General features: G+C 70.2%; 10 protein-coding genes. 2 read left to right on the top strand and 8 right to left on the bottom strand.

The genetic code is table 11. The features are described 5' to 3' along the window. Nucleotides 1-654: 654 nt before the first annotated feature. The 3 genes from rsgA to GAS53_RS31015 form a co-directional block, all read right to left on the bottom strand. Nucleotides 655-1,758 carry a ribosome small subunit-dependent GTPase A gene (rsgA, locus tag GAS53_RS31025; RefSeq protein ID WP_151481054.1) on the bottom strand — a complete coding sequence of 368 codons (1,104 nt, stop codon included), beginning with the start codon at nt 1,756-1,758 and terminating at the stop codon, nt 655-657. 271 nt (nt 1,759-2,029) lie between these two features. Then, nucleotides 2,030-3,556 carry a cellulose-binding domain-containing protein gene (locus GAS53_RS31020; protein WP_151481053.1) on the bottom strand — a complete coding sequence of 509 codons (1,527 nt, stop codon included), beginning with the start codon at nt 3,554-3,556 and terminating at the stop codon, nt 2,030-2,032. A 245-nt stretch (nt 3,557-3,801) separates the two neighbouring features. Continuing rightward, a complete protein-coding gene (locus GAS53_RS31015) occupies nt 3,802-5,133 on the bottom strand; it encodes a radical SAM protein (RefSeq protein ID WP_151481052.1) in 1,332 nt (443 codons plus the stop codon). Nucleotides 5,134-5,247: 114 nt separating this feature from the next. Between GAS53_RS31015 and GAS53_RS31010 the strand changes: the two genes are divergently transcribed. Further along, nucleotides 5,248-6,036, top strand: a complete 789-nt coding sequence (locus tag GAS53_RS31010; protein ID WP_225859187.1) for an alpha/beta fold hydrolase — start codon at nt 5,248-5,250, stop codon at nt 6,034-6,036. 22 nt (nt 6,037-6,058) lie between these two features. On the opposite strand, the gene GAS53_RS31005 is transcribed toward GAS53_RS31010, so the two are convergent. From GAS53_RS31005 to GAS53_RS30985, 5 genes are all read right to left on the bottom strand, one after another. Further along, on the bottom strand, nt 6,059-6,427 hold the full coding sequence (locus GAS53_RS31005; protein ID WP_151481051.1) for a hypothetical protein: 369 nt from the start codon (nt 6,425-6,427) through the stop codon (nt 6,059-6,061). A gap of 9 nt (nt 6,428-6,436) precedes the next feature. Next, nucleotides 6,437-10,915 carry a fibronectin type III domain-containing protein gene (locus GAS53_RS31000; protein ID WP_151481050.1) on the bottom strand — a complete coding sequence of 1,493 codons (4,479 nt, stop codon included), beginning with the start codon at nt 10,913-10,915 and terminating at the stop codon, nt 6,437-6,439. Nucleotides 10,916-11,216: 301 nt separating this feature from the next. Continuing rightward, nucleotides 11,217-12,299: a LacI family DNA-binding transcriptional regulator gene (locus GAS53_RS30995; protein ID WP_151481127.1), complete on the bottom strand. Its 1,083-nt coding sequence runs from the start codon at nt 12,297-12,299 to the stop codon at nt 11,217-11,219. A gap of 88 nt (nt 12,300-12,387) precedes the next feature. Next, the gene (locus GAS53_RS30990) at nt 12,388-13,974 is read right to left on the bottom strand and encodes a GH39 family glycosyl hydrolase (RefSeq protein ID WP_151481049.1); all 1,587 of its coding nucleotides are present in this window, start codon (nt 13,972-13,974) and stop codon (nt 12,388-12,390) included. Next, nucleotides 13,971-14,978: a hydroxyacid dehydrogenase gene (locus GAS53_RS30985; RefSeq protein WP_151481048.1), complete on the bottom strand. Its 1,008-nt coding sequence runs from the start codon at nt 14,976-14,978 to the stop codon at nt 13,971-13,973. The genes GAS53_RS30990 and GAS53_RS30985 overlap by 4 nt, the downstream gene beginning before the upstream one ends. A 279-nt stretch (nt 14,979-15,257) precedes the next feature. Between GAS53_RS30985 and GAS53_RS30980 the strand changes: the two genes are divergently transcribed. Then, complete coding sequence (locus GAS53_RS30980) at nt 15,258-16,505, top strand: FAD-binding protein (RefSeq protein ID WP_151481047.1); 1,248 nt, start codon at nt 15,258-15,260, stop codon at nt 16,503-16,505. The last annotated feature ends 136 nt before the right edge of the window (nt 16,506-16,641 follow it).

Raw genomic sequence — 16,641 nt, 5'->3', positions numbered from 1 at the left:
GGGGGGGGGGGGGGGGGGGGGGGGGGGGGGGGGGGGGGGGGGGCCGTGCCGGTACGTCGAGTCCGCCGCAGCGGGGCATACGGCCCGGCATCGTCAGGCCCGGCTCCCTTGCGGGAGCCCTAGGCGGCGAACTCCGACATACCGGCACGGCCCCGCCCCCGGCGCGTCGGCGACTGCGGCCCGGTGGGGGCTGGCGCCCCGTTCAGCGCCGGGCGGGCGGCTGCCGCTCGGTGTGGGGCTCGCGGTCCCATCACCGCCGGGGCGGGCCGGTGGATGGGTGGGACCCACCGGCCGGTGGGCGCCGCGCCGGCCGGAGGGGACGTGGCGGGGTGTCCGCCCGCAGCGGATGGCGCGTCCGCACCGGGCTCCCTGGCCAAGGCACTCAATCGCGCCAGACCGAGGACGGATACCCCGCCGCGGCCCCGCCACCACACGACAACGGCAGGCGCACGACCACCGGGCCGGCAGCATCCACACCACCCCCGCCCCCCACTCACCCAGGGGCGCGGGGAACTGCGCGCTCAGCCCCCACCCACCCGCACAAGCAAACCGACCCCGACCACCTCAGGGGCGCGGGGAACTGCGCGACCAGCCCCCACCCACCCGCACAAGCCCACCGACCTCACAGCCACCACCCGCACAATCACACCACGCTCACTGCCACCGCCCCCGCTTCACCTCCATCGCCGCCCGCCCCACAGCCCCCCGCCGCTTCCACTCCTTACGAAGCTCCGCACGGACCCGCGCATCGGTCTTGGCCACAATCCGCTGATTCTCCCGAAGCAGCTTCCGATAGCTCTCGAGCCGCCGTTCCGCCAAACCGCCGGAGGCCACCGCGGACAACACGGCACACCCCGGTTCGGCCACATGCGCACAGTCCTGGAAGCGGCACGACTCGGCAAGTTCCTCGATCTCCGAGAACACCTGCCCGACCCCGCTCTCGGCGTCGAAGAGCCCGACACCCCGAAGGCCCGGCGTATCGATCAGCACGCCTCCGCCAGGAAGCACGAGCAGATTCCGGGTCGTGGTCGTGTGTCGTCCCTTGCCGTCCACGTCACGCGTGGTGTGGACAGCCATCACGTCTTCGCCGAGCAGCGCGTTCGCGAGCGTCGACTTGCCTGCTCCCGACTGCCCGAGCAACACGGTCGTCCCCCCGGACACGACGGCGGCGAGCACATCGAGCCCGACCCCGTCCGTGGCACTGACCGGCAGTACCGGCACGCCGGGCGCCGCGGTCTCCACGTCCTGCACCAGATACGACAAGCCCTCCGCATCCGGTACGAGGTCCGCCTTGGTGAGTACGACCAACGGCTGCGCCCCGGACTCCCAGGCCAAAGCGAGAAACCGCTCGATCCGCCCTAGATCGAGCTCCACCGCCAGTGACACCGCGACGATCGCGAAGTCGACGTTGGCGGCGAGGATCTGCCCTTCCGACCGCTTGGACGAGGTCGACCGCACGAAGGCGGTACGGCGCGGCAGATACGCCTGTACGTACCGAGGATCCCCGCCGACGTCGACGGCGGCCCAGTCCCCGGTGCAAATGACCCGCAGTGGATCGTTCGGAGTCACGAACTCGGTGTCGACCCGTACGAGTCCGTCGGCCGTCACGACATCGCACTGCCCGCGATCGACCCGTACGACCCGCCCCGGTACGAGCCCACGTTCGAGGTAGGGGGCGAATTCAGCAGCCCACGCGTCGTCCCAGCCGTAGGACGCGAGCGGGTGTGGAGATGGAACAGAAGAAGGAGAGAAAGACAAGGGGTGACCCTTCGAAGGGTGGCCCCGGCCGCGCGCACTCGGGCGCGGAGAAGGAGGTTGTCAGCCGGTGACCACAGAGGTGGATTCGATGAACTTGCGGATGTGGGCAGCGCCCATCTCAACGACAGCCATCGGTCACACCTCCTTGATCACATCAGCACGACACCAGCGGCGGAGAGCACCCCACCGCGAAGACACCGCGACTTTAGCTCGTGCCTCAGTCCCGAGCCAACCGATTTTCCACCCCGGCACTTTCCCGGGCCGGCCCCGCTCAACTGTGCGTGCAGCTACGCCCGTTCAGCATGAACTCGTGGGGCGCCGAATTGCCGTACCCGTCCTTCCACGAGCCGAGGAACCCCAGAGCGAACGAACCGCCCCCGGCCACGGACTTGTTGTACTCGGCAGCGGTGGCGGTCACCCGCGAGCCGTCCTGGTCGAAGTTTCCGTCCCACATCTGGGTCACCTTCTGCCCGTCACGGAATGACCAGCTGACGCGCCAGGTGTCGAGGGCGTAGTCGGACTTGACGGTGACGGTGGCCTGGAAGCCGTCCGGCCACTCGTTGACCAGCTCATATTGGGCGTGGCAGACGGCGGGCTCACTCGGATTGGGATCGGCTCCGCCCTCCTCGGCCGAGGTCGTGGCGTCGCCCTGAGGCTCTTTGTCCGACCCCGAGTCCCGGTCGGATCCCGTACCCGAACCCGAATGCGACGCCTCCGGAGAGGAGGTGGAAGAGGCCGAGCCGTCCGCCGAACCCGAAGGGAGCGAGTCGAACGGGGGCACCTGCTGCCCCACCGGCTCCCGCCCCGCCGCCTCCTCCACGGAGCCGGAACCGCCGGAACCGTCGTTCGAGTCGGAGGGCACCAACGTGACGATGAGCGCCAGCAAGGACACCACGACCGCGGCGACCAGCAGTCCGGCCCGACCGATCCGGGCCCTGCCGTCCTCCTCGGCTCCGACCACCGGCTCGTCCGCTTCGTCGGACGCGCCACGGCTGAGTCCCGACTCGACGGCTCTGCGCCGTCGTTCGAGATAGGCGAGCCCACCCCAGCCGATCACCCCACCCGCGAGCGCGGCGGGCAGTCCGCCCCCGTCCAGCCGGAGGCAGGACGCGGCCTCCGCGCACTCGACGCATCGCGCGAGATGCCGCGACAGGTCGGGCGGCACCTCGGCAGCGGGTGACCGGGTGACCGCGTCGAGGAGCCGGGCATAGCTCCGGCACTCCTCGGAGAGCGGAGTGTCGAGGTGATTCCGATGGCAGCGGTCGCGGAACACACCGCGTACCTGCTCGAGCTCCTCAGCCGCGCCCGCCGGATCGAGCCCGAGCTTCCGGGCCACGGCGGCCGGCGGCAGTGCCTCGACCTCGGCCAGCCACAGCAGCGCGGCGTCCGGTTCCTGCATGTCCCGCAGGCCGCGCAGGGCGAGTGGCCGGTGCAGGGGTGGTCCCGAGAAGCGGTCGGCCTTGTCGGAGTTGAGCCACAGGCGCAGGTCGGGGTCGAGACGGTGGCCCTGGCCCTGGGCCTCCCAGGCGGCGGTCGTCTGGCGTACGGCGGTCAGGAGCAGCGGTATCCGGGGCAGCTGGGGCGTGCGGGCCCGGCGTCCGAAGCTCCTGCCGCCGGCCCCGGTCCCGGCCTCCGCGGCACGCGCTTCCCGTATGCCGCGGGAGAACGCCTCGGAGGCCAGTTGGCGTGCGTGGGTGGCGCCGCCGGTGCAGAGATCGGCGTACGAAAGGACCGCGTCCCAGCATTCCGAGAACAGTGTTGCCTCGGCGGCGTCCTGAGGGGTCGGCAGGTCTGGCATGGGTGGGGAGGTCACCTGCATCCACAAGCGGGGTCAACTCACCTGGGTAATACGGGAGTTGGGGGGACGTCTTGCGACGGGACCCGAGTTTTCCACGGTTCCTGCACAACTGACAAGCGGCACCCGCAGATCCGGTTACCGCCGGTTGCACATCCCACCAGGCCCCACAGCCCCAGCCGTACGTCAGTAAGTACGTCCCATCGGTCCCTCATGACTCAACGGTCGGCCTGATCCGCTTCATTTCCTCAGGGCGCGGAGACCTCTTTCGCCACCTCGTTCGCCGGCAGGCTGTCCATGAACGAACTCACGGAGAAGACCGCGTTGCCCGGCCCGGGCGGGCCGTAGCCGGGCGGCGAGGAGAGTCCGAAGTCGTCCATCGTGGAGCGATAGGCCTCGAGCAGCCGGATGTGGTACTCCAGCGGCGCGCCCTGCGGGTTGGCCTTGCCGAGCGGCGTCGTCGGCTCCGGGCACCATGTGGTGAAGCGGGGCGTGATGCCGTGGGACATGAAGAAGCGCAGGCCTTCCGTGGTCGAGGCGATGGCCTCGTCGACCGTCGTGAAGCCGAAGGGCTCCGCCATCTCCACGCCCGCCACGAAGTTGGGGATGACGTTGCGGGCGCCGAAGATCTCCGCGGAGTCGAGGATGCGCCTGTGCCACTCGTCGCGGCCGACGTAGCGCTCCTTGCCGGGGCAGTAGAGCTCGAAGAGACGGCGGTCCCACACCTCGTAGTTGGGGTGGTAGATCTGCACGCCGTAGTCCTTGAAGCGCTGTACGTCGTCGCGCGGGAGCGCCTGGGCGACCACCTTGCCGATCCACCGCCCCGGGAAGCGCTCCTCGATGGCCTTGGCGTAGTGGCCGTAGAAGTCGGCCTCGTCGCGGCCCTGCAGCTTGGAGGTGATCGCGCCGCCGGTCAGCGTGTACGCGGTGGACACCTTCGCGGTGTCGTACCGGTCGATGATCTCCAGTGCTTCGAGGACCTCCTCGACGTCCTTCACACCGGTGTACGGCCGGCCCGCCGCCTTGTGCTGGCGCCAGTTGTGGTTGATGTCGCAGTACTGGCACTCCTCCTTGGCCCCGAAGTACTGGCAGACCCGGAAGACGGTGAGGTAGACGAGATAGCCCCACTGGATCGTCGGGGCGACCTCCATCACGGACTTCCCGTTGGAGAGCGTGTGCCGGTAGTACTCCGGCATCGGCGGCACGCCGACGTCCGAGATCCGCTTCCCGTCGAGGTAGAGCCCGAGCAAGCCGTCCTCACCGGCGGCGACCCGGTACGGCGAGGAGGGATTGACGCGCACGGACACGACGGTCCGCCGCAGGTCGTACGGGCCGCCGGTGAGGATGATCTCCTCGGGCGGACGCCTGAGCGCGGCTTCGCCCAGCTCGGGCAGCGTGCCGTGGTCGAAGGAGAAGATGAAGTACGACTTCGGCTTGACGTCCCCGTCCTCGTTGTCGCTGAGCGCCGAGTCGTCGAAGGCCACACCCCCACGGAGCAGGTCCTCCTTGAAGACGGCCTCCCGCGGTACGTGCGGGAACCTCTCCATCAGATCCTCGACCAGCGCGGTTCGGCTGCCCATCCCGTCCTCCTCGCTCCCGGCTGCTGTGCTCGACTCCTCACGGTATGCCCCGCCTCCCGGCCCTGCCGTGCCGGGTCCCTTCATGGCACACGCGTCGCGTCTAGAGTCACCCTCGTGACGACCTCCCCACCGGTACGCCTCCACCACACGGACCGCCCAGGCGTGATCCCGGGCAAGCTGCCTGCTCTCCTCCTCGTCCACGGCTGGGGCGGCGACGGCGAGGACTGGGCGCCCACCCTCCCGTACTGGCGGCACCGGGTGATCGTCCCGGATCTGCGGGGCCACGGCCGCTCCCCGAGACCGGGGAATGGCTACGGCCCGCGCGACTTCGCCGCCGACCTGGCGGAGCTACTGCGAGGGCTGGCTCCAGGGCCCGTGGTCGCCGTCGGCCACTCGATGGGCGGCCAGGCGGTCACGGCTCTCGCGGTGGAACACCCGTATCTCGTACGGGCGTTGGTGGTCGTCGACCCGGCGTACGGCGCGGACGAGGCGGAGGCGCTGCGGATCCCCGGGCAGCAGGAGGAGCTGCGGCGGGAGGGCTCGGAGTGGGCGGCCCGCTTTGTGGCGGGCGCGTTCCAGCCGGGCGCGCACGACGAACTGCGCGACCGGCAGCGGAAGTTGATGGCCGCCATGGACCCGGACGTCCTCGCCCGATGCCGCGACGGCATGTATCTCGCCCCGGATGCCTTCGGGCTGCGCCCGGCCACCCGTGCCTACCTCGCCCGGCGCACCCACCCCGTCCTGGGCGTGTACTCGAACGCCCCCGCCGCGGACTTCGAGCGCGGCACACTCACCCATCCGGCGTCCCACGTCGAGATCTTCGAGAACTGCGGCCACTTCCTCCACGAGGAACGGCCCCGGGACTTCGCCGAACTGGTCGAGCGCTGGCTGACCGAGGTCTGACATGCGCGGCGGGGGGGGTGGGTCACTCGGCCCAGTCGAGCTGAGCCTCCGGCACCCCCGCCGATCTGCCGTACTCCGCCGCCGCGGCGCGGGCCTCCGTGTCGCCTCGCGCGTAGCGGAAAACACGGCCGGCGAAGACCACGAAGACCTCGTCCGCCGTGTGGAAGTCGACGTACCAACCGCCCTTCTTCGCAAGGCAGTCGGAGAGGGCCGCCGCCAGCGGCCCGGCGTCCTCGTCCGGTGCCTCGAACTCGAGGAGGGTCCACTCCCCCGGCTGCGCGGCGGTCGCGGAGGCCACCGCGATCCGGGACAGCTTGGTCACCCGCAGGGGCACCGAGTCCAGCTCGGTGCCCACGCGCAGGCTCTCGGCGATCAGCGCTCCTGTCAGCATTCCGGCAGGCTACTGCGGCGCCTCGTCGGGCAGCTGGTACCAGAACTCGATCTCCGAGAGGTTGCAGCGGCCGTCGTGGGCGTCGTAGACGCGGATCCGCCGGTAGGAGGCCCGCTCGGGGAGCCTGATCTCGTACCACTGGGCGGTGGCGAACCCGGTGAGGGTGTGGAAGTCGGTCCACGTGGCGCCGTCGTCGTTCGAGCCGCGGAACACCGTGCCGTTGCCGCGGGTCGGGTGGGTGGCGCGTGGGAAGACACGGATACGGTCGACGGTCATCGGGCCGGCGGCTCCCGCGTCGATGTCGATCCAGCTCTCGGTGGCCGTGGTGTCCGTGTAGGTCGCGGTGTCGCCGTCAAAGGCCCGCCAGCCCGCTGCCTCCTTGGTACCGGTGCCGGGCCACTGGGTGGTGGAGGCCGCCACCATGGACTGCGTCACCGCGAACCTGCGCAGCAACGTGTCGATGGATACGAGGAGTTCATGGGCCGCGTACACCGCGTCGACGCGTTTGTCCTCGGGCTCGCCGGTCGCCTTCTCGATGCGGTCGAGTTCGGCGGTGAAGGCCCCGTACGACTTCTTCGTCCATTCGGAGGGGTCCGTCTTCCGGGCCCGGGCGAGGACTTGGGCAAGGGTCTCGGCCACCGCCACGGCCATGGCGGAGTCGCGGGTGCCGCCGCCGACGAGCGTCGCCGACACCTTGTAGGAGCGTGTGCCGTGGCGCAGGCCCTTGTCCTCGTAGGCGTACGAGCGCGTGTCCTTCTCGACAACCTCCCACTCTCCGCCGCCTGTTGAGCGTGCGAGGGTGAAGGTCAGTGCGTCCTCGGGCTTGTTCCAGCGGACGGTCGCGGAGTCGGCGTCCCGTTCGACGGAGAGCAGCACGGCGTTCGGCCCGAGACCGTCCACCGCCACCTCCGCGAACTCCGCGTCGCCGGTTGCCGCGAAGCCCGCGTGGACCGCGTACGGGAAGGGTGTGAAGAGGGACGCGACGGTCACCCAGGTCTTTCCGTCGGCCGACGCCTGGCCGTGCACGCGGTGGGTGCTGAGGTCACGGACGATCCGCAGGTACGGCGTCGCGGCCAGGGTCTGCCCGTCGAGCCTCCGCGTGATGGGCGAGCGGATGTCGTCCTGCCAGTCGTGGCGGCTGTCGCGGGTGCGGTTGTGGAAGACGAGCTGTCCGTCCTTGTCCGCGCCGAAGAACAGGTGGCGGGTGTCGGCGGCGATCCGGTCGCGGAGCATGAGCCCGGTGAGCGGGCCGCGCGCGCCGGAGAGACGGGTCGTGAGGGTGAAGCTTCCCGCCAAGGGGCGGCTCACGTAGTGCAGTTCGTCCTCGATGTCACGGGAGGGCACCGTGTAGTCGTCGCCCTCGCCGAGTCCGTCGCCCCGCGCGCCGAGCACGCGGACCGTCGAGCCGCGGACCACCGTGCTGCCCGGTCTCGCCTTGAAGAGGGCGTCGTCGCGCCAGCCCGAGTTCCTGAGCCCGGGCGACACGGGTTTCGGCAGTTCGGTCCGGATGGTGTGCGAAGTCCAGCCGGGACCTTGGCGGTTGACCGCTGTGACCGTGTAGAAGTACGTCTCGCCGGGACGCGCCGAGGTGTCCTTGAAGTGGCGGCCCGTCTCCTTCTCCGACAGCACCTCGTACGGACCCTGCCGCTGCGTCGCCCGTCGCACCACGTAGTGCGACGCGCCCGCGGTCGTCTGCCAGGTCACCGTGACCGCGCCGTCGCCGGGCAGCGTGTGCACGAAGTCGACGTGTGCGGGCGGGAGTTCGGCCTCCGCGGCCGAAGGAAGTCTCAGGACCAGTCCGGTCTTCGGCGGCACCTTCACCTTGCCGCCGCGCACCGGGAGTTCCTTCCCGCTCACCAGGTCGAGGACCGCCGAACCCGCGGACGACGGCACCTCCACCTCATACGCGCGCTCGTTCCCGTACGCCTTCCGTGTCGTGTTGAAGACGAAGAAGTAGCGGTCGTAGCGGGCGGTCAGCAGATCCGGGTAGCCCGAATAGGCGTGGTCCGCCTCGAAGTTCTCCCGGCGGACCGTGCCGACACCCGGCTGGTGGGTGATGGGCGCGAGTTCGCCCGCGAGGGCCTGCGGGGGCGAGGAGTCCCCCGTCTGCTGGTCCTCCATGAAGTCGACGTCGATGTTGTCCATGCGGGCCCAGTAGTCCTCGTACCGGAAGCGCCCGTTGGTGTTGATCTGCACGATGTGGTCGCGGTTCGACTGCCGGACGTGCAGGCGGCCGTTGCGGGCGAACCCCCGCTGACGCTCGTTGAGTTGGCCCCACAGGTGCAGGTCGCCGTCCCTCAACGACACGAACATGCAGTCCACGTCGACCCAGGCGAAACGCTCGTAGTCGCTGGTCTTCACGCCGAGCGCCGTCAGTTCGGCGGGCGTGTAGTGCGCGAAGTCCGTGTGCGGGTGGACGATTCCGGTCGGCTCCTGGGACTTCAGGTACGCGTAGGTCTCGCCGAGCGTGAGGTCGTACTTGTTCTTGCCCGTGACGGACCCGAAGGAGCTGAAGTACTGGTGGTCGGCGATCTGTTGCTGCGCGAAGCCGACCGCCTCGCGGGCGTACGTACGGGTGGCCGCCCAGTCGTCTCCGGCGTACCGGCCGGCGTGCTCGGCCATGTGCCGTGCCAGGGACACGTAGTTGAGGATCCTGCCCTCGGAGATGCGCAGCGCGTACCCGGGGAATCCGGGGAAGTTGGTGTTGCGCTCGTCGATCACCATCTCCATGCGCATGGTGCGTTTGAGGTTGTCGTCGAGGTCGGTCATCCGGGCGAGGGAGCGGGCGTGCAGATTGCGCAGCGCCAGTTCCAGGATGCGGTCGTTCAGGTCCTCGTCGCCCGGGTGGCCCCAGGTGCGGTGGAACCACTCGGGCAGGTAGTTCGTGGCTTCACCGTAGTTGGCGACATAGCCGTTCTCGCGGGTGTGGCCCGCCTCGGTGATCGTGGTGAAGTGCTTGCCGAGGGGCAGTCGGCGCACCACGTTGCCGTCCTTGTCTAGCTTGGACCTGGCGAGGCCCTTGATGACGTACTTGATGTAGTCGTCGGTCCAGCGGGCCGTGGCGTCGTGGTAGAAGAGCGAGTGGAAGAGGTCCAGGTCCTGGCCGTCCGGTCCGACGAGCACCTCTTCGCCGAGGAAGGGCAGCCGGCCGAGCGCCTCGTCCGCGATGCGATGGCTGCGCGCCTTGCCCTCGTAGAAGGCCGAGCCGATGACCCGCAGTCCCTCGTGCGCCTCCCAGGCGCCCTCGTACGTGTACATCACCTGGTTGTAGATGTACGAGAGCCGCGAGCGGGCGTAGTCGAAGTTGGCCTTCAGGACGCGGCCCCAGGCGGCCCGGCGGGTCAGCGGCGAACCGTCGAAGTCGACGCCCTCGAGCGACGTCTCGCCCTCCTGCGTACCCGTCACGAAGGCCTCGTCCAGGAACGCCTCGAAGGCCTCACGGCCGTAGACATCGTTGTCGGCGATCAGGTTCTCGACGACGTACAGAGCCTCGCCGAGTGCTCCGTAGTAGCCGCCCCAGTCGCCCTGATGGCCGCCGCGTGCCAGGAGTTTCGTGTTGGCGTAGTAGTCCTTGGTGTGGTTGTCGACGCACTTGAAGACGCGCAGCAGCGCCGCCTTCTGCTCGGCGGCGGACCGTGCGGGGCACCAGCTCGACTGGGTCAACGCGGTGGCGTAGAAACGGAGTTCGTCCTGGTAGCGGACGATGCTGAGGCGGGCGGTGGCCGAGGCGTCGACCTTCGCCGAGTAGCCGTCGAAGAGCTTCACCTGGCCTGCCACATAGCCGTCGACCAGTGCCTGCTTCTGCTCCTCGGACACGTCCGCGACCGTGTCCGTGGGTGGTGTGAAGTCGGCCTGCGGTTCGCCGCTCACGTCGAGATACGCGCCGGTGTGCGTGTAGGCCCGGTAGTAGCCGCGGGAGTCGGCGGTGACCTTGGCGGTGAAGCCGTTGTCGTACGTCCGCAGGGTGATCTCCGCGTGCTCGCGCCCCTTGGTGTGCTCCAGCGGCAGCATCACCGTCGCGTAGAAGAAGCGGCCGGGCAGCGGCCGGTTGGTGCCTGTGTTCAGCGCCTCGTAGTCGCCGGAGCGGCGGTAGCCGATCTGCTCGCCGTTGATGTACGCGATCGTCTTGTACGTGGAGGTGTCGCCGCCCCAGAACTTCACCGTGAGGTAGTTCTGGTGGAGCGGGTCGACCTTCATGGTGAAGCGGAGGTCGCCCGCCTTGATGCCGGGCGTGGCGAGCGGCTTGGCGACCCGGGCCCTGTCACCCGCGTTGCCGTCCACGACCGCCGAGTCCGGGGCGTACAGGTCGTGGGCCGCCTCGGAGTCGGCGTCCCCGAAGTCGACGAGGTCGAGGCGTCTCGCGCCCTCGCTCTCCTCCTCCCCGGCGGCGGACGCCTGCTCGGCCGCCGTCCAGGACCAGCCGGTCAGCGCGAGGGTGCCGGTGCCTGCGGCGGCTGTGGCCAGGACGGATCTTCTGGTGACGGACATGCGGGGTCCTCACGAAGCGGCGACATAGAAACCGGTCTCTACGGAAGCTAGAGGTGCTCTCTGAGGGAGGCAAGACGTCGTACCGAGAATAGTGCGCGGGATTCATCAATTCCCCAGGCCTGCACGGGATTCCGAACTTGTAATCGCGGCGCGGCAGACAACCGGGGTCAAAGAGACCGGTTGCCAAAGTGAGGGACGCCGACGCCTCCCCACCTAGGGGCGCGGGGCTGTGTCAATATGCGGCTCCGCCGCGTGGCGTGGGCGCGACCAGCCACAGCCGACCCGCACATCACCCACCGGCCTAAGCCGATCGCCGCGTCGAGTCCCGCAGCACCACATGCGTACCGAGCACCAGGTGCTGGCTGTCGGGCAGTTCCTCGCGGTGCAGGGCCAGGCGGACGGCGGCGCGGCCGAGCTCTTCCTGGGGGACGTTGACGGTGGTGAGGGCGGGATAGACGTCCCGGGCGACGGGGATGTCGTCGTAGCCCGCGACGGCCACGTCGTCGGGGATGCGCCGTCCGGCCTCGCGCAGGGCGTGGATCACGCCCGCCGCGACCATGTCGGTGCCCGCGAAGATCGCCGTGAACTCCCGTCCGGACGCGAGGAGTTCACGGGTCGCCTGATACCCGTACGACCGCGTGAAGGGGCTGTCGAGGATCAGGCCGGGATCCGGGGTGAGGCCCAGCAGCTCGTGGGCGCGGGTGAAGCCGCTGATGCGCTGGCTGCTGGTGGAGAGGCCGGGCATCCGGCCGACGTAGGCGATGGCCCGGTGGCCTGCCGACAGCAGGTGCGTGGTCATCGCGAAGGCGCCGCCCTCGTTGTCGTAGTCGACGACCGTGGCGGGCACGCCGAGGCCGAGCGGCGGCCGGCCCACCAGGACGAGCCGTGAGCCGACCCGGTCCAGGGCGTGCGCGAAGTGCGTCATGCGGTCGTGGTACGCCTTGTCCTCCCAGGCGCCGCCGACGACGATCACGGCGTCCGCGCGCTGCTCGCGCATCGTCTCCACGACGGCGAGGACACGCTGCGGATCGCCGTGCGTGGTGCACAGCATGCAGAGCCTGCCCTCGGCGGACGCCTGCTCCTCCACTCCGCGCGCGATGTGCGCGTAGAAGGGGCCGGTGACGTCGTCGACGACGAACGCCACCGTCTTGTTCGTCGAGCCGCCCAGCGCGCGGGCGTGCGCGTTGACCACGTAGTCGAGCTCGCGGATGGCCTTCAGCACCCGGGCGCGGGTGCTCGCGGCGACCGGGTAGGTGCCGCCCAGCACACGGGAGACCGTCGAGGCGGAGACTCCCGCCCGCGCGGCGACGTCCCTGACCGTGGACGCGTCCCTGCTCGCCTCGGGCTCCGTCTTCTTGGCCACCGCTCGGCTCCTTCCCCGCATTGGTGCACGTCGCATCGGTGCACGTCACCCTACGAGACGCGGCCCGGGCCTGACGCCGGGCACCCGGCTCGCGACGGGCACCGGCGGCTCACTCCCAGGTCTCCTGGCGTACGAGCACCACGGACCAGGGCGCGAGATCCCGCTCGTACCGCAGTTCCCCCGTCGCGTCGGCCCGAACGGATTCGGTACGCGGCGCTGTGGTGCGCAGGGTCGCGGTGTCGGCGCGAGAGAGGGGCTCGGGCGCCCCCAGTGCGCGCCAGGCGGCCAGGGTGTCGCCTTCTCCGCCCGGCTCCAGCGTCTCCACGGTGAAGGCCGCGCGGGGCGGCAGCCCGGTGAGGACGAGCTCGAACGGCCGTGGGCTGCCCAGCGCGAGGGTCTCCTCGGCGACCGTGCGGTCCGGGGAGGAGAGCGGGACGGACAGCGGCATCTCGGGCGGATAGTGGTAGGCGAGGGCGGTGAGGCGGCCGTCCGAGCGTGTGATGACGGCCCCCGGTTCGCGGGCGAGCAGCTCGTCGCCCAGCGCGTGCAGGAACCGGTACGCGTGGTACGTCGGTTTCGGAATGCCCTGCTGGTTGACCAGACCGAAACCGCCGTGGAACGCCGTGTCCCCGGCGCCCATCTCCTCGAAGACGTCCGTGAACGTCCAGTACGCGAGCGAGTCGACGAGGCCGATCGACTCCAGGTTCGCCCGCACGACGAAGGTCGCGGCGTGCAGGTGGTCGTGGGTGTGGTCGCGTGAGGAGGGGGTCGAGTTCCACTCGGTGAGGTGGATTTCGGCATCCGGGAAGGCGCTCTTGCCGACGATGTTCCGGACCGTCGTCAGATCCTTGTGCGTGGCGTCGGCGCCGCGTGTGTAGTGGGCGCCCTGGCCGTGGTGGTCGAGCGCCCAGTCCGTCGGGTACGGGTGGCAGGAGACGAAGTCGACGGGCAGCCGCTCACGGGCGCAGTGGTCGAGGAAGTGCTCCAGCCAGGCGGGACGCCATTCCAGGGCGTCCCGGTTCTCGGCGGTGACCGTGACGTGGCCGCTCTTGTCCTCGGTCTCGCCGTCGAAACGGGCGTCCGGCACGAAGTTGCTGGTGGCCGGGCCGCCGACCCGCAGGTCCGGGTCAATTGCCTTGAGGGCGTGGGCGGTTGCCGCGTACAGGTCGTAGTACTCGCTTCGGGTGCCGGCGAAGAAGGAGTGCAGGTTCGGCTCGTTCCACACATCGAAGTACCACTGGCGGACCTCGTCGATCCCGTACCGGGCGACCCAGTGGCGCACGGTCGCGGAGACCAAGCTCGTCCAGGCCACCAGGTCGGCGGGCGGGGAGCCGTGGGCGCCCCACCAGAAGACGGTGCTTTTGTCGCGCGCCAAGTCGCCCGGGCTGAGGCCGAGTTCGACGAAGGGGCGTACGCCCATGTCGAGCAGCCGGTCGAAAAGGTCGTCCACGTACTGGTAGTTGAGGACCGCCTGCCCGTCGTCGTCGAGCCGGTACACGAACATGTCGTCGTGGAAGAGGCCGTGGAAGCGTACGTAGCGGAAGCCGCAGCCCGTCGCGACCATGCGCAGCTGCTCCTGCCAGGAGGCGCGCAGACCCTCGGCCGCGCGGCCCGCGCCCGCGCAGACGGACCAGAAGTGGTGCAGGGGCTCGCCCCCGTCGGCGGCGTCGGCACGCAGGGCCAGGGTCGGAGTCATGCGGTGCGCTCCAGGACGGCGTGGTCGATCCCGTGGGCCAACGTCCGTCCGGACAGCAGCCGTTCGGCCTCCTCCGCGACGGTGAGGCCGAGCCGGGCCACCTCGTTGCCCTGCGAGCCGGCGAGGTGCGGGGTGATGAACGCGTTCGGCAGATCGAAGAGCGGCGAGTCGGCGGGCAGCGGCTCCGGGTCCGTGACGTCGAGGATCGCGCTGAGACGGTCGGCGCGCAGCTCTTCGATGAGCGCGTCGTGGTCGAGGAGGGCGCCGCGCGCGGTGTTGATGAGCACCGATCCCGCCGGCATCAGGGCGAGTTCTCGGCGGCCGATCAGGTGGTGGGTCTCGGGCGTCTGCGGGGCGTGGACGGTGACGATGTCACTGGTGCGCAGCAGGTCGTCGAGCGGCAGCAGAGGGACGCCGAGGGCGGCGGCCTCCGTCGCGTCGACGTACGGGTCGGCGAGGCTCACCTTCAGGTCGAAGGGCCGCAGCAGTTCGATGAGGCGGCGTCCGATCCGGGAGGCTCCGACCACGCCGACGCGGCGGCCGAAGTTGCCGATGCCCGGCACGATCGCCCCGTAGGGGAAGGCGCGTTGGGTGCGGAGGCGGTCGCGGTGGGCGAAGAGGTCCTTGCCAGCGAGCAGGATCATGGCGAGCGTGTACTCGGCCACGGGCAGCGCGTTGGCGCCGGCCGCCGACGACACGACGATGCCGCGCTCCCAGACCGCGGGCGAGGCGAGGCCCTTGACCGAGCCCGCCGCGTGCAGCACGGCACGCAGTTTCGGGGCCGCGTCCAGCACGGTCTTGTCGATGTGCGGGCACCCCCAGCCGGTGATCAGGATCTCCGCCTCGGCCAGTACGTCCCGTACGCGCGGATCGGTGAAGTCCTCGACCGCCAGAGTGGGATCGATTTCTACAGCCCCGCGCAGACGGGCGAGCACCTCCGGCGGGAAGATCTGCGGCACGTTCTGGGTCGTCATGGCGAACAGTGCCAGGGGGCGTTCGGGCAAGGGGGTGACCTTCCGGCTTGGCGAGTCGTGGATAGCAACCGGTCTCTACGGTAGCGCTCCGCGGGTCAGGAGGTGGACAAGTGCGGGTTGTCTGTGGCTGGTCGCGCAGTTCCCCGCGCCCCTTAAGGGGCGCGGTCGTGGCGGCGAGTTATCAGGACCGGGCCACAGGAGACGTACGCTCTTGATCACGGGGCTGTCCTTCGGAGGGGATTCCGTGGTACGCACCGGAGACGTCGTGGTGGTCTCACCGATACGGAAACTTCCCGGGAGGGACGACGGATGGCAGAGCCCCTGACCAACTGGGCGGGCAACATCGCCTACTCCGCCAAGGAGCTGCACCGCCCGCACTCGCTCGACGCGCTCCGGACCCTCGTCGCGCAGAGCGACCGGGTACGCGTGCTCGGCAGCGGGCACTCGTTCAACGAGATCGCCGACCCCGGCAGTGAAGGCGTGCTGCTCTCGCTGACCGCGCTGCCGCCGTCGGTCGAGGTGGACTCGGCGGCGCGTACGGTCCGGGTGGCGGGCGGGGTGCGGTACGCGGAGCTGGCCCGGGCGGTGCACGAGCGGGGGTTCGCGCTGCACAACATGGCCTCCTTGCCGCACATCTCGGTGGCGGGTTCGGTGGCGACCGGCACGCACGGCTCGGGGAACGCGAACGGCTCGCTGGCCTCGGCCGTACGGGAGGTCGAGCTGGTCCTCGCCGACGGATCGACCCGCACGATCGGCCGGGGTGACACCGGTTTCGACGGTGCCGTGACCTCCCTGGGCGCGCTCGGTGTCGTCACCGCGCTCACCCTCGACCTGGAGCCGGACTTCGAGGTGGCCCAGCAGGTGTTCGGCCAACTCCCCCTCGCGGAACTGGACTTCGAGACCGTTTCGGCGTCGGCGTACAGCGTGAGCCTGTTCACCGACTGGCGGCAGTCGGGCTTCGTCCAGGCGTGGGTGAAGCGGCGCACGGACCAGCCGTGGGGCGGCTTCCCGTGGGCCGCGCCCGCGACGGAGGCGATGCATCCGGTGCCGGGGATGCCCGCGGTGAACTGCACCCAGCAGTTCGGGGTGCCGGGGCCCTGGCACGAGCGGCTGCCGCACTTCCGGCCCGAGTTCACGCCGAGCAGCGGCGCCGAGCTCCAGTCGGAGTACCTGCTGCCGCGCCCGTACGCGGTCGACGCCCTGCGCGCGCTCGACGGGATGCGTGAGGTGATCGCGCCGGTGCTGCAGATCTGCGAGGTTCGCACGGTCGCCGCGGACCCTCAGTGGCTGAGCCCCGCGTACGGGCGGGACACCGTGGCCTTCCACTTCACCTGGGTCGAGGACACGGCGGCCGTGCTGCCCGTGGTGCGGCGGGTGGAGGAGGCGCTCGCGCCCTTCGACCCGCGGCCGCACTGGGGCAAGGTGTTCACCGTGTCGCCGGCGGTGCTGCGCGAACGCTACCCGCGAATAGGGGAGTTCAGGGGCCTGGCCGAGGAGCTGGACCCCGCGGGCACGTTCCGCAACGCGTTCGTCAGCGAGGTGCTAGGGCCTGTCTGACAATTCCCGTCTGCCCCGCGACGCCATGCACGCTCCCCCACTGCCTTTAAGGGCGTGGGAGGTGCCCCCACTCGCCGCACCGGGCACAGACCCAAGTACGTCCAGTACGAGGGTCTGCGCCCGGCACTCCCCCAGC

The sequence above is a fragment of the Streptomyces albicerus genome (assembly GCF_008905045.1).
Lineage (GTDB): Bacteria > Actinomycetota > Actinomycetes > Streptomycetales > Streptomycetaceae > Streptomyces > Streptomyces albicerus.
The sequence above is the reverse complement of the archived record's forward strand: the minus strand, read 5'-3'. Positions and strand labels throughout refer to the sequence as shown.

What these genes read in the sequence shown, in the direction of transcription:
- GAS53_RS31020 (WP_151481053.1), bottom strand. Translation starts at nt 3,556, where the DNA reads ATGCCAGACCTGCCGACCCCTCAGGACGCCGCCGAGGCAACACTGTTC.
- GAS53_RS31015 (WP_151481052.1), bottom strand. Translation starts at nt 5,133, where the DNA reads ATGGGCAGCCGAACCGCGCTGGTCGAGGATCTGATGGAGAGGTTCCCG.
- GAS53_RS31005 (WP_151481051.1), bottom strand. Translation starts at nt 6,427, where the DNA reads ATGCTGACAGGAGCGCTGATCGCCGAGAGCCTGCGCGTGGGCACCGAG.
- GAS53_RS31000 (WP_151481050.1), bottom strand. Translation starts at nt 10,915, where the DNA reads ATGTCCGTCACCAGAAGATCCGTCCTGGCCACAGCCGCCGCAGGCACC.
- GAS53_RS30995 (WP_151481127.1), bottom strand. Translation starts at nt 12,299, where the DNA reads ATGCGGGGAAGGAGCCGAGCGGTGGCCAAGAAGACGGAGCCCGAGGCG.
- GAS53_RS30990 (WP_151481049.1), bottom strand. Translation starts at nt 13,974, where the DNA reads ATGACTCCGACCCTGGCCCTGCGTGCCGACGCCGCCGACGGGGGCGAG.
- GAS53_RS30980 (WP_151481047.1), top strand. Translation starts at nt 15,258, where the DNA reads ATGGCAGAGCCCCTGACCAACTGGGCGGGCAACATCGCCTACTCCGCC.